The organism is Pseudomonas sp. RIT-PI-o (genome assembly GCF_001297215.1).
GTDB classification, from domain to species: Bacteria; Pseudomonadota; Gammaproteobacteria; order Pseudomonadales; family Pseudomonadaceae; genus Aquipseudomonas; species Aquipseudomonas moraviensis_A.
This window is the reverse complement of record NZ_LHPA01000011.1, coordinates 483,506-500,763: the sequence shown is the minus strand read 5'-3', so window position 1 is coordinate 500,763 and position 17,258 is coordinate 483,506. Positions and strand designations below refer to the sequence as shown.

Below are 17,258 nucleotides of genomic sequence, written 5' to 3'. Positions count from 1 at the left end.
GCCCGGTCGCTGGCCGGGCTCAACCCTGAACGGATTTGTGGTCATTTATGGAAAAGTCGAAGTTGCGCAAAGTCGCTATGGGTGTGGCGCTGACGGCGGTGGCCGGGTTGTTGTTGTACGCGGTGCAGGCACCGGCGGAGGCGCCGCAGTATCTGACCGCGACGGTGGAGCGCGGTGATATCGAGAACGCGGTACTCGCCACCGGGTTGCTCGAGGGCATCAAGCAGGTCGATGTCGGCGCGCAGGTGTCGGGGCAACTGAAGTCGCTCAAGGTCAAGGTCGGCGACAAAGTGAAGAAGGGCCAGTGGCTGGCGGAAATCGATCCACTGGTACTGCAGAACACACTGCGTCAGGCCCAGGTCGACGAAGAGAACCTGCAAGCGCAGAAGCGTGCGACCCAGGCCCAGTTGCGCCAGACCAAGGCGTTGTTCGAGCGTTATCGGAATTTGCAGGAGGACGCTTCGATCTCCCGTCAGGATTTCGAAACCGCGCAATCGAATTACGAAGTGCAGCAGGCCAACCTGTTGTCGCTGGACGCGCAGATCAAGAGTGCGCACATTCAGATCGACACCGCCAAGGTCAATCTGGCCTATACGCGAATCATTGCGCCCATCGACGGCGATGTGGTCGGTATCGTCACCCAGGAAGGCCAGACTGTCATCGCTAACCAGTTGGCGCCGATCCTGCTCAAACTGGCTGATCTGGACACCATGACTGTCAAGGCGCAGGTCTCGGAAGCGGATGTGATTCACATCGCGCCGGGGCAGGAGGTGTATTTCACCATTCTTGGCGAGGACAAGCGTTACTACGGCAAGCTGCGCGGCACTGAACCGGCACCGCAGAACTTCCTCGAAACGCCTCCGGCCGGGACGCCGAAGCAGAACACGGCGGTGTTTTACAACGCACTGTTCGAGGTGCCGAACCCGGATCATCGCCTGCGCATTTCCATGACTGCGCAAGTCCGCGTGGTGCTCGACACCGCCAAGTCCGTGCTGACCATTCCGGTGGCGGCGCTCGGTGCGCGCAACAGTGACGGCAGCTATCCGGTGCGGGTGCTCGACGCCAAGGGCCAGGCCCAGGTTCGCACGGTGCAGGTCGGGATCAACAACAACGTCAAGGTGCAGATCAACGACGGCCTGGCGGAAGGCGACCGCGTGGTGATCGGTGATCCGGTGTCCGCCGTGGCGGGGTCCTGACCATGGCCGAAGCCCTGCTGCAACTGAGCGGCATCACCCGCAGCTTTACAGCGGGCGACCGCGAATTCCTGGCGCTGAAAAACATCGATTTGACGATCCACGCCGGGGAAATGGTGGCGATCATCGGTGCGTCTGGCTCTGGCAAGTCGACCCTGATGAATATTCTCGGTTGCCTGGATTACGCCACCGCGGGCAGTTACAAAATCAACGGCCGGGAAACCCGCGACCTCGACAGCGAGGCGCAGGCGGAACTGCGCCGCGATTACTTCGGGTTCATCTTCCAGCGTTATCACTTGCTGCCGCACCTCAGCGCCATGCACAACGTCGAGATTCCGGCGATCTACGCCGGAACACCGGAGCCGCAACGCCATGCCCGCGCCCGTGAGCTGTTGGCGCGGCTGGGTCTGGAGCGACATCTGACGCATCGGCCGAGCCAGCTCTCCGGGGGGCAGCAGCAGCGCGTGAGCATTGCCCGCGCGTTGATGAACGGCGGTGAAGTGATCCTCGCCGATGAACCGACCGGCGCCCTCGACACCACCAGCGGCAAGGAGGTCATGCACATTCTGCAAGAGCTGCACGCCGCCGGGCACACGGTGATCCTGGTGACCCACGACCCGAAAGTCGCGGCGAATGCCGAGCGGATCATTGAGGTCAGCGACGGCGAAATCCTCAGCGACCGCCGTAATGTGCCGGACAGTGACGCGTCGGCGAACGACGATCGGCTCGCGCCGCACGCGACCGCAGCGCGGCGTCTGGTCGCCAGCCTCGGGCTGTTCAAGGAAGCCTTCAAGATGGCCTGGGTCGCGTTGATTTCTCATCGCATGCGCACCTTGCTGACCATGCTCGGCATCGTCATCGGTATCACTTCGGTGGTATCGATCTCGGCGATCGGCGAGGGCGCCAAGCGTTACGTGCTCAAGGACATTCAGGCGATCGGCAGCAACACCATCGATATCTATTCCGGGACCAGTTTCGGCGACAGCCGATCCGCCGCCATCGAAACCCTGGTGCCCGCCGATGTTGCAGCGCTCAATCAGCTGTATTACGTCGACAGTGCGACGCCAGTGGTCGGGCGCAATCTGCTGTTGCGTTACCGCAATATCGATGTCGATGCGCAGGTCAATGGCGTCAGCGATCTGTACTTCCAGGTGCGCGGGATCAAGATGGCCGCGGGCATTCACTTCAGCGAAAGCGATGCGCGGCGGCAGGCCCAAGTGGTGGTCATCGATCACAAGACCCGCCAGCGCCTGTTCGGCGAGCAGGTCGATCCGCTGGGGCAGGTGATCCTGATCGGCAATCTGCCGTGCACGGTGATCGGTGTGGCGGCGGAGAACAAGAACCTGTTTGCCGCGAGCAAATCGCTTAACGTCTGGGTGCCCTACGAAACCGCTGCCGGGCGCCTGCTGGGCCAGCGTTATCTGGACAGCATCAGCGTGCGCATCAAGGATGGCCAGCCGAGCAAAGTGGTGGAAGACAACGTCAACAAACTGATGCTGCAGCGTCACGGCACCAAGGATTTCTTCACCAACAACCTCGACAGCATCATGCAGACCGTGCAGAAGACCAGCCGCTCGCTGGCGTTGCTGCTGTCACTGATCGCAGTGATTTCGCTGGTGGTCGGTGGCATCGGGGTGATGAACATCATGCTGGTGTCGGTGACCGAACGCACTCGCGAGATTGGTATTCGGATGGCGGTCGGCGCCCGGCAATCGGACATTCGTCAGCAGTTTCTGGTGGAAGCGGTAATGGTCTGTCTGATCGGTGGCGCGATCGGCATTTCCCTGTCGTATGCCATCGGCCATCTGTTTTCGCTGTTCATCAAGGAATGGGAGATGGTGTTTTCAATGGCCTCGGTAATGACGGCGGTGTTCTGTTCGACCCTGATCGGTGTGGTGTTCGGCTTCGTACCCGCGCGCAACGCTTCGCGGCTCGACCCGATCGAAGCGCTGGCGCGGGACTGACCTCCCGTGGGCAGGGGGAGGCCGGGCTGTCCTGCGGCGAATACATCCACTTCATCAGCGAGTGCCGGCCGCTGATGCCCAGTTTGATCGCGGCGCGCTTGAGGTAACTCTCGACGGTGTTGACCTTCAGCTGCAACTGCGCGGCCAGTTCCGGCGCGGTGTGCCCGGCGAGCAGGCCGATGCACACTTCGCTTTCGCGGTTCGACAGTTTCAGCCCCAACTGCTGCAAACGCTCGTTGAAGCGCAGGCGCAGGGTCTCCAGCCCGCTGGTTTCGCTGGCTGGCGCCAGACTTTGCGCATCGACTTCAAGCGGCTGCACAGCGTTGATGTGTTTTTCCACCATCGGCAGCAGCACCGGGGAGATGTCCTGCAACAGGCTGCGTTCCTGAGCGGAAAAACGTTCCGACTGATCGTTGCGGTACACCGAAATCACGTAGCGGTAACCGTCCTTGCGCCGGGTCAGGTGCAATTGCGTGGCGTCGGCTGCGGTCGAGGATGGCTCGGGTGGCGGTCGGTCGCTGTGCTCGCTGAACAGGGTATCGGCTCGCAGCGCCTCGTCCTTCATCGGCTCGGGTTCGCAGCGCTGCGTCACCGGTTCGACGCGCATCTGGCGGATATGTGTGGCATCCACCGCCAGTTGCGTGCGGATCAAGTCATGCAGCATGCGCGGGAAATGGCGGCTGCCGGTGCTGGCGATGACCTTGCCGATGTGCGGGAACAGGTGTGAGTTCATGTCTTCATCCGTGAGTGGCATTGGGCGGGGCGTGTTTCTGCGGCACCCGGCGTAGAGCTCCTTGGCCGGAAAAAATCTGCAGGTTTGGATCCTATCCTAGTACAACGTTTCAACTTGCGTTTAATCAAGCGCCAATGTGTGCGTTGCGATGATGCGCGATTTAAATAGTATGACGATTGGAGGCTAGCGCAGAAACACGTACTCTTGCCGCTGCGCTGCAAAGACCAAAACAACAACAGGAGTCTGTAATGCAACCGATTCGTCTCGGCCTGGTGGGCTACGGCAAGATCGCCCAGGATCAACACGTCCCCGCCATCCTCGCCAACCCGGCATTCCAGCTGGTGGCGGTCGCCACCCAGGGCAAACCTTGCGCCGGGGTGGAAAATTTCCAGTCGCTGGGCGAGCTGCTCGAGAACGGCCCGACCGTCGATGCGATTGCGTTCTGCACGCCGCCGCAGGGGCGCTTCGCGCTGGTGCAACAGGCATTGGCGGCCGGCAAGCACGCGCTGGTGGAAAAACCGCCGTGTGCGACATTGGGCGAGGCCATGGCCTTGGTCGATCAAGTCGCCGGGCAAGGCGTCAGCGCTCTGTTCGCCTGGCACTCGCGCTATGCGCCGGGCATCGCCGCCGCCCGTGACTGGCTCGCCAGCCGCACCCTGCAAAGCGTGCAGATCGACTGGAAAGAAGACGTACGCAAGTGGCATCCGGGTCAAGCGTGGATCTGGCAACCGGGCGGCCTGGGTGTGTTCGATCCGGGCATCAACGCCTTGTCGATCATCACCCACCTGCTGGCACTGCCGCTGTTCGTCGAAGCCGCCGAACTGCGCGTGCCGAGCAACTGCCAGTCGCCGATTGCCGCCTCGATCAAAATGTCCGATGCGCGTCGGCTCGACGTGCGCGCCGAGTTCGATTTCGACCATGGTCATGACGAACTGTGGAGCATCGAAATCCGCTGCGCCGAAGGCGTCCTGCGCTTGGACAACGGCGGTGCCGTCCTGAGCATCGACGGCGTCCGGCAAAGCGTATCGGAAGAGGGCGAGTACGCAGCGGTCTACCGCCACTTCCAGCAACTGATCGGCGACAAGGCCAGCGACCTGGATCTGCAACCGTTGCGCCTGGTGGCGGACAGTTTCTTTGTCGGCAGCCGGGCGTTGGTTGAGCCCTTTTACGATTAAGGCTCGATTGTCCGGTTTGAGTGGACGGTGAAACGCTTTTCAGCCGATTTATCCCTTTGCTGTGCGTCAGTAATCTGTACCCAACTTGAACGCAACAACAAAACTTCAAACTTGAAAAGGGACGTACACCATGACCACTCCAACCTACAACCGCCTGAACAAAGACGACGCTATCGTGCTGCTGGTTGACCACCAGACCGGTCTGATCTCGCTGGTGCAGGATTTCTCGCCGAACGAGTTCAAGAACAACGTGCTGGCGCTGGCGGATCTAGCGAAGTTCTTCGACCTGCCGACGATCCTCACCACCAGCTTCGAACAAGGTCCGAACGGCCCGCTGGTACCGGAGCTGAAAGAGATGTTCCCGGACGCGCCGTACATCGCTCGCCCTGGTCAGATCAACGCTTGGGACAACGAAGATTTCGTCAAGGCAATCAAGGCCACCGGGCGCAAGCAGATCATCATTGCCGGTGTGGTCACGGATGTGTGCGTAGCGTTCCCGACCCTGTCGGCGCTGGCGGAAGGTTTTGATGTGTTTGTGGTGACTGACGCGTCCGGCACCTTCAACACCACTGTTCAGCAAGCTGCGTGGAGCCGCATGACTCAGGCTGGCGCGCAGATGATGAACTGGTTCTCGGTGGCCTGTGAGCTGCACCGCGACTGGCGCAACGACATTGAAGGCCTGGGTAATCTGCTGTCGCACCGCATCCCCAACTACCGCAACCTGATGAACAGCTACTCGGCGCTGACGCAGCAGAAGTGAGTCATCGCTAACTAAAAAGCCTGCTTTGAAAGCAGGCTTTTGCGTTTTCACTCGATTGGCTGCGTTCTGTAAGTTTTATACAGTTGCTGAATGTCGGGGTTGTCGAGATTCGCGTAAATGATTCCTTCCTTATCCAGACCGTCTAGCCCTTTGATACCGCCAATCACTCCGGGCCATTCCTCACGGCTTGAGATTTCTACGACGTGGGGCTTCAGATATTCGTCCAAGTGACCTCTGAAGGGATCGCGGATCTCGTCGCTGAGCGCTCGCAAATATGCATCTTTGTTGGTCTTCGACCAATCGATGGCAAACCTGGCCCGATAGCACAGCTCCATGTAAACGAGCAGGATAGTCCGTCCGTTTCCATCCAGAAACGGATGAGCCGAAGCCAATTGCCCCATCACCTCGCCGGGGCGATCACGGAAGCGTTTTTTGTTTGCAGCGAGCTCCAGCGCATATTCGATGGATCTTTTGATCAGCTCTGGACGCTCGAATGGTGTGTGATGCGGATCGTCTAGCGATCCTTTGAAAACCGCCAGATGGGGAACCAGCTCATTTCTGTCTTTACCTGACCACGGGTAGAAACCGGCGAACAGGATTTCATGAGTCTTGAGTACCGCTTGATAGTTGATGGGTCTTCTTTTTGCCAGATAGGCAAGCGCTTCTTCGATACTGGCCTCGAATGAGAGATGTTCCGATTCCTTGACTTCAACCGGGTCCTTCAGCTTGAGCGAGTTGCGAAGGTAGCCCTCAGTTTCGAAATCGCCGAAGGGGTCGAACGTCATGCGCTGAGCTGCTTCTTCGAATGCCTTTTTTCCTGAAGATAACGTCCTTGCAAGGCCATGATTTCAGCCTTGTTCAAGACACCCTTTCGCTTCAGGTTGACCAGCAGTTGCTCCACACTGTCCAGTTCAACGGTATCACCGGCCAGCCGCGTTATCGTCACCGCCATGCGACTCACTCCGTCACGCTCGGTACCTACCCTGTGTTTTTCCGCGAGCTTGCGAACTTCGCTCGCGACGCTGTCAGTGGCTGATTCGCTCATCTTCTAACCCCTCGTTGTCTCTGTCGGAGCATAGCATGGCGTCCTTCTGGGGGATTAACCGTCAAGCATGTCGACTTTTGGCATTGTCCGGTTTGAGTGGACGGTGAAACGCTTTTCAGCCGATTTATCCCTTTGCTGTGCGTCAGTAATCTGTACCCAACTTGAACGCAACAACAAACTTCAAAATTGAAAAGGGACGCACACCATGACCACTCCAACCTACAACCGCCTGAACAAAGACGACGCTATCGTGCTGCTGGTTGACCACCAGACCGGTCTGATCTCGCTGGTGCAGGACTTCTCGCCGAACGAGTTCAAGAACAACGTGTTGGCGCTGGCGGATCTGGCGAAGTTCTTCGACCTGCCGACCATCCTCACCACCAGCTTCGAACAAGGCCCGAACGGCCCGCTGGTACCGGAGCTGAAAGAGATGTTCCCGGACGCGCCGTACATCGCTCGCCCTGGTCAGATCAACGCTTGGGACAACGAAGATTTCGTCAAGGCAATCAAGGCCACCGGCCGTAAGCAGATCATCATTGCCGGTGTGGTCACGGATGTGTGCGTAGCGTTCCCGACCCTGTCGGCACTGGCGGAAGGTTTTGATGTGTTTGTGGTGACTGATGCGTCCGGCACCTTCAACACCACCGTGCAGCAAGCCGCGTGGAGCCGCATGACTCAGGCCGGCGCACAAATGATGAACTGGTTCTCGGTGGCCTGTGAGCTGCACCGCGACTGGCGCAACGACATTGAAGGTCTGGGTAACCTGCTGTCGCAGCGCATCCCCAACTACCGCAACCTGATGAACAGCTACTCGGCGCTGACGCAGCAGAAGTGAGTCATCGCTAACTAAAAAGCCTGCTTTGAAAGCAGGCTTTTTGCGTTCATGACCGCCAGGCCAGCCACCGTTCGTCCATTGTCGGGCACTTGTCATGCGCTGGCATTTCACACGTTCAGGTACCTATCGCTGAATCACATCGGAGACCGACATGGACATTGACGAAAACGCACCGGGCAACCAGTCGCAACAAGCCGTGACGCGCACCACCGACAACGAGACCGGGCACGATCCCAAGCGGGAAAATCCCGAGGTGCCCTTGCCGCCGGACGATGAAGCGCCGGTTGAGGAAGACATGTCGGATGTGGATGCGGCCAACTCGGTTTCGACCGAGCATCCGCCATCACGCTGATCGAGCGATTTGATCGATGCCTCCCACTCTGGAATTAGAGTGAGAGGCTCTCCCGCGCACCCTGATGCAATTCAGTCACCGACATGGTGAAGACCAGTTTCGACCGGCCATGGTTGGCATACCCATGCGCCACATCCGTCCGCGCTACCGCCGAACACCCAGGCCCGACAATCAGTTCGGCATCGCCAACCGTCAAATGCAACGTGCCTTTCTCGACGTGAAACAACTCGGTGGTGCCGTTCGGGTGACCGGCTGAAGCAAACGACTCACCGGGAAACAACTCCCATCGCCACAACTCGAGCATGTTCGGGCCGCTGGTGCCGGCCAGCAATCGTGCCGAACCGCCCAGCTCGCCGCTCCATAGCGTAGGGATGTCCTGACTGGCGATCAGGTGCGCCGCCGGGGTCGCGGCGACATTGACGAAGTCCGCCACGGACAAGCCCAGCGCCGCGGCGATCTTGCACAAGGTGGCGATGCTCGGGTTGGCCGAGCCTTTCTCGATCTCGACCACCATGCCTTTGCTCACGCCCGAGCGTCGGGACAGTTCGTCGAGCGTGATGCTCTGCTGTTTGCGTGCCTGTTTGAGCGTGCGGGAAACCGCTGCGCTGACGGTCTGGACGTCGGCGCCGGCCTCGGTCGATATATTGACGTTCTTGGTCATTGATAGCTAGCATCGTCGGAAATTCGGGTTTGAGGGGGATTCTGGGATGCTGTCTGTCGTGCCGTCAATCGATCCGGGTGTGGCGCAACTGGCGCCGGGCTTCAGAGCGCTGAGTATTGTCGTGCAAGCCGCACCGATTCTTGACGCTGAGGTGGCAGGTGTTGCGCTGGCCAGAGCCTGCCAGGCCGTCGCCGCGGGTGGCCCGCAGTGGGCGCCTGCGCATTTGCAGGCCTGGGCCGACGTGTTCCGCCAGTTCGGCGCCAAGCCGCAGCGTACGCCTTGCTCGGCCGAAGCACTGCGCAAACGCGTATTGCGCGACGGCAACTTGCCGAGCATCGATCCGGTGGTCGACCTGTACAACGCCATCAGCCTCGAATATGCGATTCCAGTAGGCGGCGAAAATGCTCAAGCCTACGTCGGCTCACCGCGCCTGGTCGTGGCCGATGGCAGCGAACCGTTCGACACGATGAAGGAAGGCCAGCCCGCGCATGAGTTCCCGGACGCTGGGGAAGTGGTCTGGCGCGATGACCAGGGCGTGACCTGCCGGCGCTGGAACTGGCGCCAGGGTGTGCGAACCCGCCTTGACGCCCAGGCCCAGCACATGTGGTTCATCCTCGAAAGCCTGCCGGCTATGCCGCTGGAAGCGCTGACCGAGGCCGGCGACAGGCTGATCGAAGGTTTGCAGCAAATGATGCCCGGCGCCGAGATCGAAAGCATGTTGATCGGGCCCGGGGCGCGGTAGGTTCGATAATGTCACTGAATCTTCAGGCTGGCAGAGTTCCCTTGTAGGAGTGAGCCTGCTCGCGATCGCGTCAGGCCAGTCAACATCTTCATTGACTGGCGTGACGCTATCGCGAGCAGGCTCACTCCTACAGTTGATTGGGTTTTTTCAGGAGGAATGTAGCCTCAGTAAGGGCTGGCTGTTGGGCGCACGATCAGTTCGCTGACGTCGACATCTGCCGGTTGTTCTACGGCGTAGGCAATCGCGCGGGCGATGGCTTCGGCGGGGATGGCGATCTTGCGGAAGGACTTCATCTCGGCGCGGCCGCCTTCGTCGGAGATGCTGTCGGCCAGTTCCGATTCGGTCACGCCCGGTGCAATGACGGTGACGCGGATATCGCCACCGACTTCCTGGCGCAAGCCTTCGGAGATCGCCCGTACCGCGTATTTGGTCGCGCAGTACACCGCCGCGGTAGGGCTGACCGCGTAGGCGCCGATCGAGGCGATGTTGATGATCTGCCCGGCGCGCTGGCGCTGCATCAACGGCAGGCTGGCGGCGATGCCGTGGAGCACGCCACGGATGTTGACGTCGATCATGCGGTTCCACTCATCGACCTTCAGGGCGTCCAGCCGCGACAACGGCATGACCCCGGCATTGTTGACCAGCACATCGACGCGGCCGTAATGCTCCACGGCGAAATCGACGAAGCGCTGCACATCCTGCTGATCGGTGACGTCCAGCGCGCGGTACTGCGCGTGGCCACCGGTGCCGTTGATTTCCTCGGCGATCAGCGCCAGACGCTCGGTGCGCCGCGCGCCCAATACCACTTTGGCGCCACGGCTGGCGAGCAGGCGTGCGGTGGCTTCGCCGATGCCGCTGCTGGCGCCGGTAATCACGATCACTTTGTCTTGAATGTTCAGCATGATGTCTTCCTCTTCGCGGTGCCCGGGAGTGGGCTTGGAAGAAGGTTAAGCGCGGCGGCTCACAGGCTATTAATCGATTCCTCCACGGGATTTGCCCAATTCTGCTGCATCGCTTTTCGACAGGTTTTCAGGCCCCGCGTGGCGCATCGCGGTAGGCACTCGGGGTGACCCCGACTTCACGGCGGAACACCTGGGAAAAATGGCTGGGACTGGAATAGCCAACCTCCAGGCCGATGTCGATCACGCTGCGCGCGGTCTCCAGTAACAGATGACGCGCGCGGCTCATGCGCAGGCGGATGAAATATTGCGAAGGCGACAAGCCGGTGGCGCGCTTGAAGGTGCGGCTGAAGTGGTAGTCGCTCAGCTCGGCGATGGCCGCCAGATGACCGAGGCTGAAATCTTCCGCCAGATTCGCATTCATCGCTTCAAGCACCCGGCGCAGTTTGTAGGCGGGCAGGGCATTGTCGCGACGCGGGTTGCTGTTCGGGTCGAGATAACGACGCAGCAGATGGATCGCCAATGCCTGGGCCAGGCTGTGCACCAGCAGTGCGCTGGGCTGGCGTTGCTCGGTCAGTTCGATGCGCAGTTGTTCAAGGATGAAGCTGACCTGCTCGTCACGCGCACCGGACACGTCGATGAACGTCACTGTACCGGCCTGTTCGCCGAACGCTTCCCGCGCCGCTTGTTCGATCAGGCCCAGACCGAGGTACAGGTGCATGACTTCGAAAACCTCACAGCCTTCGGTCTGCCAGCGCATTTCGTAGGGTTCGCGGGTGTTGGTCAGGAAGAAATCGCCGGCCGTGACCTGGCTCGCCTGCCATTCGCCACCCAACGAACGTTCCTCGACCCGCGCGGTGCCGGCCAATACCAGCACCAGCAGCGGTTCGGCCACGCATGGCACGCGAATCGGTTCGAGCAGGGTTTGATGGCGGAACAGTTGCACCACTGCATCCTTGATCTGCGGGCGCGGCGTGGTGGTTTCCGCAACACCGGGCAAATGCTCTGGCATGGCCTCGGCGGCGATGCGCGCGGGCTGGCTGATTGTCGGTGTAGCGGGGCTGGCAGAGGGCACAGGACGCTCCATGAAAAGCTTCGGCTGCGGATGATTTCGAAGGTTAGGGCGGGCGAACGAGAAACTCCAGCGCAAAACTCCGACAGTCCCGGCAATCGCCCGAAAGCCCGGCGGCGGACAGTGCGCGACAGTGAAGCCGTGTTAACGACCGCGCCATCAGGCGCAACACCGATTCGCTATCGAGGAGTTAAAACCATGACTGATTTCAATCACACCCTGCCACAAGAAGTCGCCGGTAAAGTTGCCCTGGTCACTGGCGCGGCCAGTGGCATCGGCAAGGCGATTGCGCTGATGCTGCACGCTCGCGGCGCCAAGGTAATTGCCGAAGATCTCAACCCGGCTGTTGAAGAGCTGGCTCGTCCCGATCTGCTGCCGCTGGTGGCGGACATCACCGAGGACGGCGCCGCCGAACGCGCAGTAGGCCTTGCCGTCGAGAAGTTCGGTCGCCTGGATATTCTGGTCAACAACGCCGGGATCATCATCAACAAAGCGGTGATCGACATGAGTCGCGACGATTGGGAAAAAATCCAGGCAGTGAATGCCACGGCGGCCTTCCTGCACTGCCGCGAAGCGGTCAAGGCGATGATCCCGAACAAGTCCGGCGCGATCGTCAATATCGCTTCCTATGCCTCGTACTTCGCGTTCCCGACGATTGCCGCCTACACCGCCTCGAAAGGTGCGCTGGCACAACTGACCCGCACGCTGGCGCTGGAAGTCATCGAGCATGGCATTCGCGTCAATGCCATCGGTGTCGGCGATGTGGTGACCAATATTCTCAATGATGTAGTCGAGGACGGCCCGGGATTCCTTGCGCAACACGGTGAAGCGGCACCGATCGGTCGGGCGGCGCAGCCGGAAGAGATCGCCGAAATCGTCACCTTTCTCGCTTCCGAGCGCGCCAGTTTCATGGTCGGCTCGGTGGTCATGGCCGATGGCGGCATGACGGTAACCGCAGGCTGATAGCGGGGCGGCAAGCCATGGGCACGTGCGATCACCTGCCCATGGCTTTACCAGAATCTGACCGACGCAGAATCAGGCAAATCTGCAGCATCTTTGATCTAGTCGTCGCTGGGTAAAACTGGCTACTCTTCCTCCGCAGTTGACCCACCTTCGTCTGCTTTCGAGGCCCTATGCATGGATAACCGCGACGCTTCCATCCTCCACGACACGGCGGTCTACCGCGCCGAACTGGTGCGCTTGCTGACCCAGCGCTTCGACGCGCCGGGCACCTACGAAACGGCGATTGCGCCGCTGCACGTGATCCGTCTCGATGGGCCGTCCGAGCTGATCCATGTCGTGCACCGTCCGGCGCTGTGCCTGATCGTGCAGGGGCGCAAGGAAGTCGGGCTGGGCGACGAACGTTTCCTGTATGACCCGCTGAATTACCTGGTGGTGTCGGTGACGTTGCCGGTATCGGGCCGGGTGATCGAAGCCTCGCCCGAGGCACCGTATTTTTGCGTTCGGCTGGATTTCGATCCGGCGCAACTGACACAACTGATTGCCGAATCGCCGCCGACCGGGGTGCCGCAGGAAGCCGGGCGCGGCATGTTTCTCGACAAGATCGACGTGACCCTGCTCGACACCATGCTGCGTCTGGTGCGCCTGCTGGATAACCCGCGCGACATCGGCATGCTCGCGCCAATGGCGTTGCGTGAGCTGTATTACCGCCTGCTGCGCGGTCAGCACGGGCATCTGCTGTATGAAATCGCGGTCAGCGATTCGCAGACCCACCGGGTCACCCGAGCCATCGACTGGCTGAACAGGAATTTCACCGAGCCGTTGCGCATCGACGCGCTGGCGCAGGTGGCCAACCTGAGCAATTCGGCGCTGCACCATCGCTTCAAAGCCGTCACCGCGATGAGCCCGCTGCAGTATCAAAAACAGCTGCGCCTGCAAGAGGCGCGTCGGCTGATCATCAACGAAGGGCTGGACGTCTCGAGCGCCTGCTACCGCGTCGGCTACGAAAGTGCCTCGCAGTTCAGCCGCGAATACAACCGCCAGTTCGGCTGCCCGCCATCGAAAGAACTCAGCCGCCTGCGCCAGACCGGTTGACGGCCTGACGCGCTGTTTAACGCGCGGGTTCCGCCCTCTCGTCACGAAACCCCAGGAGAAAATCCACAAATGCCCGCACCCGCTGTGGGACATAGCGGCCGTGCGGGTAGAGCAGGGTATACGGCCGCGAACGGCCGGTGTACGGCTGCAGCACTTCAATCAGGCGGCCATCCGCCAGTTCCTGTTCGACGATGAAGCGGTACGTCTGAAACAGCCCGGCGCCGTGCTTGGCCAGCGTCACACCGCCGAGCACATCGTCGGAGCAGGAGTAGCCACCGTCGGAGATCACTTCGCGGTCCCGGCCGTCTTCCTGAAACAGCCAGGAAATCCTCCGGCCACTGCTGGGTAGTTCGAACTGGATGCACTCATGCTCGATCAGATCGTCGAGGGTTTGCGGCGTGCCGGCTCTCTGCAGATATTCAGGGGAGGCGACCACCACCAGGCTGGCGTCTTCCAGCAGGCGAGCGATCAGGGTCGAGTCCGGTTGCGCGCGTACGCGTATCGCCAGGTCGTAGCCTTCCTCGACGAAGTCGATATTGCGATTGCCCAAGTGCACGTCCACCGTAACCTCGGGGTACAACGCCCGAAACTTCGGCAGCAGCGGCAGGATGCGGTGATGCCCGTAAGTGGTTGGCAGGCTGATGCGCAGTCGCCCCGACGGCGAAGTCTGCGCGCCCATGACTTCCTGCTGCGCTTCGACCAGTTGCGTCAGGGCCTGGCTGCATTGTTCGAAGAAGCTGCGGCCGGCGTCGGTGAGGCGGATGCTGCGCGTGGTGCGTGCGAACAGGCGTGAACCCAGGCGTTGCTCCAGACGCAGAATCGACCGGCTGACAGCCGCAGGCGTGACCCCGGCCAGTTGCGCGGCGGCGGTGAAGCTACCGGCTTCGGCAGCCAGGCAGAACAGTTCGATACTGCCTAATTGCAAGTCTTCAAAATGGCGTTTCATTGTGGCTCGCACCGAAGATCGACGGACGTTCATCCTCTGTGTACCACAACCCACGACGCCGCCGGTATCCACCGGCGGCGTCGCTGGGTTTCGATCAATGGCCGGCGCTCTGGCCACCGTCGACATGCAGGATCTCGCCAGTGACGAACTTCGCGCTGTCGAGGTAGAGGATCGCTTGCACGATGTCGTCGATTTCACCCATGTGGCCGACCGGGTGCAGGCTGCCCAGCGCCTGATGGGTTTCCTCGGCGTGCATCGGCGTCTTGATGATGCCCGGCGACACCGCGTTGACCCGAATGCCGCGCTTGGCGTACTCGATAGCCAGGGATTTGGTCGCCGCGTTGATGCCGCCCTTGGTCAGCGATGCCAATACCGAAGGCACGCCATCAACCGCATGATCGACCAGACTGGTGGTCACGCTGACGACGTGGCCGCTGCCGTGCTTTTCCATCTCGCCGATGGCCAGTTGCGAGATATGAAAGAAGCCACTCATGTTGGTCGCCACGACCTGGGCGTAGTCCGCCTGGCTGTAAGCGGTGAACGGCTTGGCCAGAAAGATCCCGGCATTGTTGACCAGCGTATCGACGCGACCGAACCGGGCCACTGCCGCGCTAATCACTCGCTCAGCGGTTTGTGGATCGGCGATGTCACCGGCGACGGCCAGAATATCCGGGTCGCTCGATTCTTTGATCGAACGCGAGGTCGCGACCACTTGATGGCCAAGGGCGCGAAAGCCTTCGACCAGACCTGCGCCAATGCCTTGCGAGGCGCCGGTGATGACAACTACTTTTTTCGATGTGCTCATGATGGTTTCCTCTGTCGCTTGCCCGTCGGGATGGCGGGTGGCTGTTGGAGGAGACTTTAGGAAGTTGCGAGGAGTTGATAAATGGGGGCGGAGGTACTTCATTTGTACTTCGGTGTATCTAATCGGGGATGCGTTTGTAGGAGTGAGCCTGCTCGCGATGGCGTCATTTCAATCGATAGAAATGTTGGCTGACATGACGCTATCGCGAGCAGGCTCACTCCTACAGGGGGCATCTTTCGATTGTCCTGTTCAGGTGGACGGTGAAACGCTTTTCAGCCGATTTATCCCTTTGCTGTGCGTCAGTAATCTGTACCCAACTTGAACGCAACAACAAAACTTCAAACTTGAAAAGGGACGCACACCATGACCACTCCAACCTACAACCGCCTGAACAAAGACGACGCTATCGTGCTGCTGGTTGACCACCAGACCGGTCTGATCTCGCTGGTACATGACTTCTCGCCGAACGAGTTCAAGAACAACGTGCTGGCGCTGGCGGATCTGGCCAAGTTCTTCGACCTGCCGACGATCCTCACCACCAGCTTCGAACAAGGCCCGAACGGCCCGCTGGTACCGGAGCTGAAAGAGATGTTCCCGGACGCGCCGTACATCGCTCGCCCTGGTCAGATCAACGCTTGGGACAACGAAGATTTCGTCAAGGCAATCAAGGCCACCGGCCGTAAGCAGATCATCATTGCCGGTGTGGTCACGGATGTGTGCGTAGCGTTCCCGACCCTGTCGGCACTGGCGGAAGGTTTTGATGTGTTTGTGGTGACTGATGCGTCCGGCACCTTCAACACCACCGTGCAGCAAGCCGCGTGGAGCCGCATGACTCAGGCCGGCGCACAAATGATGAACTGGTTCTCGGTGGCCTGTGAGCTGCACCGCGACTGGCGCAACGACATTGAAGGCCTGGGTAACCTGCTGTCGCAGCGCATCCCCAACTACCGCAACCTGATGAACAGCTACTCGGCGCTGACGCAGCAGAAGTGAGTCATCGCTAACTAAAAAGCCTGCTTGGAAAGCAGGCTTTTTTGCGTTCGCGAAATGAAACGTGGTCACTGTAGGTGTGAGCCTGCTCGCGATTGCATCCACACATTCAACATCTTCATTGACTGGTGTACCGCTATCGCGAGCAGGCTCACTCCTACAGGAAAACACCTTCAACTGTGGGAGCGAGCCTGCTCGCGAAGACGGCGGCACAGTCACCCGAGCAATTCGCTGATCCACTGCACCTCTTGCTTCAACGCGCGGATTTTGTCCTGCGGCAACACCTGTTGCGCTCTCGTAAACTGCCCCAACGTCTTCTGCCGCTGATTCAGCCTGCGTCGCCACTTTTGCACAAAGGCAGAGCTTTGCGTCTGCAGATGCAGCGGTCCGAAAAACAATTCCCGGGCATCGTAAGTCACCGGCTCAGAGGCTCGTTCGGCAACGATGATTTCGTAGTCGAAGCGGTTCTCGTGCAGCACCTCTTCACAGATGATCCGGTAGCCGTTGTCCATCAGCCACCGGCGCAACGCCTGCTCGCCGCCGTTGGGCTGCAGGATCAGCCGTTCGTTGCCATTAAGGTGGGATTTGCCGCCATCGAAAATATCGCGAATGGTTTCGCCGCCCATACCACAGAGGGTGATGGCGGTGACTGCATCGTCGGGTCTGATCGCCGCCAGACCGTCGGCCAGGCGCACGCTGATCTGGCCGTGCAGGTCGTTGTCATTGACGGTGCGCTGCGCCGCGAGGAACGGCGTGCGCGCGACCTCGCCAGCCACCGCCGTAGCAATCAGGCCTCGACGCATCAGGGCTACCGGCAGATAAGCGTGGTCGGAGCCGATATCGGCCAGCCGTGCACCGAGCGGCACGTGGGCGGCGACGCGTTCAAGGCGCATGGACAATGTCTGTTGGTTCAACGGCGACCCCTGTTCACCCGACGGTGGAAAAAGGGGTGCGACTCTGGGGAGCAACGCTGGCGCTGTCAAATCGCGCCGATGGAATTCCCCGAGCCATCGGCAGCACAGCGCTGCCGA

The 17,258-nt window shown here is 60.5% G+C and carries 18 protein-coding genes and 1 pseudogene; 10 read left to right on the top strand and 9 right to left on the bottom strand.

Going from position 1 to position 17,258, the window contains the following annotated elements:
- Positions 1–47: 47 nt before the first annotated feature.
- Together macA and AEQ63_RS04835 are read left to right on the top strand one after the other, a co-directional pair.
- Positions 48–1,196 carry a macrolide transporter subunit MacA gene (gene macA, locus AEQ63_RS04840; protein WP_042609572.1) on the top strand — a complete coding sequence of 383 codons (1,149 nt, stop codon included), beginning with the start codon at positions 48–50 and terminating at the stop codon, positions 1,194–1,196.
- Positions 1,197–1,198: 2 nt separating this feature from the next.
- Entirely contained in the window at positions 1,199–3,157 is a 1,959-nt protein-coding gene (locus tag AEQ63_RS04835; protein ID WP_064361988.1) for a MacB family efflux pump subunit, read from the top strand.
- 16 nt (positions 3,158–3,173) lie between these two features.
- Here the strand turns inward: AEQ63_RS04835 and AEQ63_RS27065 are convergent.
- Positions 3,174–3,890 (bottom strand): annotated as a pseudogene (locus AEQ63_RS27065) (helix-turn-helix transcriptional regulator); the annotation flags it as partial.
- Between the two features lie 248 nt (positions 3,891–4,138).
- Between AEQ63_RS27065 and AEQ63_RS04830 the strand changes: the two are divergent.
- Both AEQ63_RS04830 and ycaC (AEQ63_RS04825) read left to right on the top strand, forming a co-directional pair.
- Entirely contained in the window at positions 4,139–5,065 is a 927-nt protein-coding gene (locus tag AEQ63_RS04830) for a Gfo/Idh/MocA family protein (RefSeq protein WP_064361987.1), read from the top strand.
- A gap of 130 nt (positions 5,066–5,195) precedes the next feature.
- Positions 5,196–5,825 carry an isochorismate family cysteine hydrolase YcaC gene (ycaC, locus tag AEQ63_RS04825; RefSeq protein WP_064361986.1) on the top strand — a complete coding sequence of 210 codons (630 nt, stop codon included), beginning with the start codon at positions 5,196–5,198 and terminating at the stop codon, positions 5,823–5,825.
- 47 nt (positions 5,826–5,872) lie between these two features.
- On the opposite strand, the gene AEQ63_RS04820 is transcribed toward ycaC (AEQ63_RS04825), so the two are convergent.
- The gene (locus tag AEQ63_RS04820) at positions 5,873–6,610 is read right to left on the bottom strand and encodes a Fic family protein (protein WP_064361985.1); all 738 of its coding nucleotides are present in this window, start codon (positions 6,608–6,610) and stop codon (positions 5,873–5,875) included.
- A complete protein-coding gene (locus AEQ63_RS04815) occupies positions 6,607–6,870 on the bottom strand; it encodes a hypothetical protein (RefSeq protein WP_064361984.1) in 264 nt (87 codons plus the stop codon). Before AEQ63_RS04815 ends, AEQ63_RS04820 begins: the two co-directional genes overlap by 4 nt.
- A 205-nt stretch (positions 6,871–7,075) precedes the next feature.
- On the opposite strand from AEQ63_RS04815, the gene ycaC (AEQ63_RS04810) reads away from it, so the two are divergent.
- Both ycaC (AEQ63_RS04810) and AEQ63_RS04805 read left to right on the top strand, forming a co-directional pair.
- A complete protein-coding gene (gene ycaC / locus AEQ63_RS04810) occupies positions 7,076–7,705 on the top strand; it encodes an isochorismate family cysteine hydrolase YcaC (RefSeq protein ID WP_016774235.1) in 630 nt (209 codons plus the stop codon).
- Positions 7,706–7,856: 151 nt separating this feature from the next.
- The gene (locus AEQ63_RS04805; RefSeq protein ID WP_016774226.1) at positions 7,857–8,057 is read left to right on the top strand and encodes a hypothetical protein; all 201 of its coding nucleotides are present in this window, start codon (positions 7,857–7,859) and stop codon (positions 8,055–8,057) included.
- Between the two features lie 34 nt (positions 8,058–8,091).
- Here AEQ63_RS04805 and AEQ63_RS04800 read toward each other — a convergent pair whose 3' ends face one another.
- The gene (locus AEQ63_RS04800) at positions 8,092–8,718 is read right to left on the bottom strand and encodes a helix-turn-helix domain-containing protein (RefSeq protein ID WP_064361983.1); all 627 of its coding nucleotides are present in this window, start codon (positions 8,716–8,718) and stop codon (positions 8,092–8,094) included.
- 46 nt (positions 8,719–8,764) lie between these two features.
- On the opposite strand from AEQ63_RS04800, the gene AEQ63_RS04795 reads away from it, so the two are divergent.
- On the top strand, positions 8,765–9,460 hold the full coding sequence (locus tag AEQ63_RS04795; protein WP_064361982.1) for a B3/B4 domain-containing protein: 696 nt from the start codon (positions 8,765–8,767) through the stop codon (positions 9,458–9,460).
- Positions 9,461–9,624: 164 nt separating this feature from the next.
- Here the strand turns inward: AEQ63_RS04795 and AEQ63_RS04790 are convergent, their stop codons facing one another.
- Both AEQ63_RS04790 and AEQ63_RS04785 read right to left on the bottom strand, forming a co-directional pair.
- Positions 9,625–10,362, bottom strand: coding sequence for an SDR family oxidoreductase (locus tag AEQ63_RS04790; RefSeq protein ID WP_064361981.1), 738 nt, complete (start codon positions 10,360–10,362; stop codon positions 9,625–9,627).
- Positions 10,363–10,489: 127 nt separating this feature from the next.
- Complete coding sequence (locus tag AEQ63_RS04785) at positions 10,490–11,371, bottom strand: helix-turn-helix domain-containing protein (protein ID WP_123418794.1); 882 nt, start codon at positions 11,369–11,371, stop codon at positions 10,490–10,492.
- A 258-nt stretch (positions 11,372–11,629) separates the two neighbouring features.
- Between AEQ63_RS04785 and AEQ63_RS04780 the strand changes: the two genes are divergently transcribed.
- Complete coding sequence (locus AEQ63_RS04780) at positions 11,630–12,394, top strand: SDR family NAD(P)-dependent oxidoreductase (RefSeq protein WP_064361979.1); 765 nt, start codon at positions 11,630–11,632, stop codon at positions 12,392–12,394.
- A gap of 174 nt (positions 12,395–12,568) precedes the next feature.
- Positions 12,569–13,486, top strand: coding sequence for an AraC family transcriptional regulator (locus tag AEQ63_RS04775; protein WP_064361978.1), 918 nt, complete (start codon positions 12,569–12,571; stop codon positions 13,484–13,486).
- Between the two features lie 16 nt (positions 13,487–13,502).
- Here AEQ63_RS04775 and AEQ63_RS04770 read toward each other — a convergent pair whose 3' ends face one another.
- Together AEQ63_RS04770 and AEQ63_RS04765 are read right to left on the bottom strand one after the other, a co-directional pair.
- On the bottom strand, positions 13,503–14,432 hold the full coding sequence (locus tag AEQ63_RS04770; protein ID WP_064361977.1) for a LysR family transcriptional regulator: 930 nt from the start codon (positions 14,430–14,432) through the stop codon (positions 13,503–13,505).
- A gap of 94 nt (positions 14,433–14,526) precedes the next feature.
- The gene (locus tag AEQ63_RS04765) at positions 14,527–15,237 is read right to left on the bottom strand and encodes an SDR family NAD(P)-dependent oxidoreductase (RefSeq protein ID WP_064361976.1); all 711 of its coding nucleotides are present in this window, start codon (positions 15,235–15,237) and stop codon (positions 14,527–14,529) included.
- Between the two features lie 363 nt (positions 15,238–15,600).
- Here AEQ63_RS04765 and ycaC (AEQ63_RS04760) point away from each other — a divergent pair, with 363 nt between their 5' ends.
- Positions 15,601–16,230: an isochorismate family cysteine hydrolase YcaC gene (gene ycaC, locus AEQ63_RS04760; RefSeq protein ID WP_064361975.1), complete on the top strand. Its 630-nt coding sequence runs from the start codon at positions 15,601–15,603 to the stop codon at positions 16,228–16,230.
- A gap of 212 nt (positions 16,231–16,442) precedes the next feature.
- On the opposite strand, the gene AEQ63_RS04755 is transcribed toward ycaC (AEQ63_RS04760), so the two are convergent.
- The gene (locus tag AEQ63_RS04755) at positions 16,443–17,141 is read right to left on the bottom strand and encodes a tRNA (adenine(22)-N(1))-methyltransferase (RefSeq protein WP_042609584.1); all 699 of its coding nucleotides are present in this window, start codon (positions 17,139–17,141) and stop codon (positions 16,443–16,445) included.
- Positions 17,142–17,258 lie beyond the last annotated feature (117 nt).

Excerpts from the sequence above, each read along its gene's own strand:
- AEQ63_RS04800 (WP_064361983.1), bottom strand. The coding sequence starts at position 8,718 with ATGACCAAGAACGTCAATATATCGACCGAGGCCGGCGCCGACGTCCAG.
- AEQ63_RS04785 (WP_123418794.1), bottom strand. The coding sequence starts at position 11,371 with ATGCCAGAGCATTTGCCCGGTGTTGCGGAAACCACCACGCCGCGCCCG.
- AEQ63_RS04765 (WP_064361976.1), bottom strand. The coding sequence starts at position 15,237 with ATGAGCACATCGAAAAAAGTAGTTGTCATCACCGGCGCCTCGCAAGGC.
- macA (WP_042609572.1), top strand. The coding sequence starts at position 48 with ATGGAAAAGTCGAAGTTGCGCAAAGTCGCTATGGGTGTGGCGCTGACG.
- ycaC (WP_064361975.1), top strand. The coding sequence starts at position 15,601 with ATGACCACTCCAACCTACAACCGCCTGAACAAAGACGACGCTATCGTG.
- AEQ63_RS04815 (WP_064361984.1), bottom strand. The coding sequence starts at position 6,870 with ATGAGCGAATCAGCCACTGACAGCGTCGCGAGCGAAGTTCGCAAGCTC.
- AEQ63_RS04820 (WP_064361985.1), bottom strand. The coding sequence starts at position 6,610 with ATGACGTTCGACCCCTTCGGCGATTTCGAAACTGAGGGCTACCTTCGC.
- AEQ63_RS04835 (WP_064361988.1), top strand. The coding sequence starts at position 1,199 with ATGGCCGAAGCCCTGCTGCAACTGAGCGGCATCACCCGCAGCTTTACA.
- AEQ63_RS04780 (WP_064361979.1), top strand. The coding sequence starts at position 11,630 with ATGACTGATTTCAATCACACCCTGCCACAAGAAGTCGCCGGTAAAGTT.
- AEQ63_RS04770 (WP_064361977.1), bottom strand. The coding sequence starts at position 14,432 with ATGAAACGCCATTTTGAAGACTTGCAATTAGGCAGTATCGAACTGTTC.
- ycaC (WP_016774235.1), top strand. The coding sequence starts at position 7,076 with ATGACCACTCCAACCTACAACCGCCTGAACAAAGACGACGCTATCGTG.
- AEQ63_RS04790 (WP_064361981.1), bottom strand. The coding sequence starts at position 10,362 with ATGCTGAACATTCAAGACAAAGTGATCGTGATTACCGGCGCCAGCAGC.
- AEQ63_RS04775 (WP_064361978.1), top strand. The coding sequence starts at position 12,569 with ATGGATAACCGCGACGCTTCCATCCTCCACGACACGGCGGTCTACCGC.
- AEQ63_RS04805 (WP_016774226.1), top strand. The coding sequence starts at position 7,857 with ATGGACATTGACGAAAACGCACCGGGCAACCAGTCGCAACAAGCCGTG.
- AEQ63_RS04830 (WP_064361987.1), top strand. The coding sequence starts at position 4,139 with ATGCAACCGATTCGTCTCGGCCTGGTGGGCTACGGCAAGATCGCCCAG.
- ycaC (WP_064361986.1), top strand. The coding sequence starts at position 5,196 with ATGACCACTCCAACCTACAACCGCCTGAACAAAGACGACGCTATCGTG.
- AEQ63_RS04795 (WP_064361982.1), top strand. The coding sequence starts at position 8,765 with ATGCTGTCTGTCGTGCCGTCAATCGATCCGGGTGTGGCGCAACTGGCG.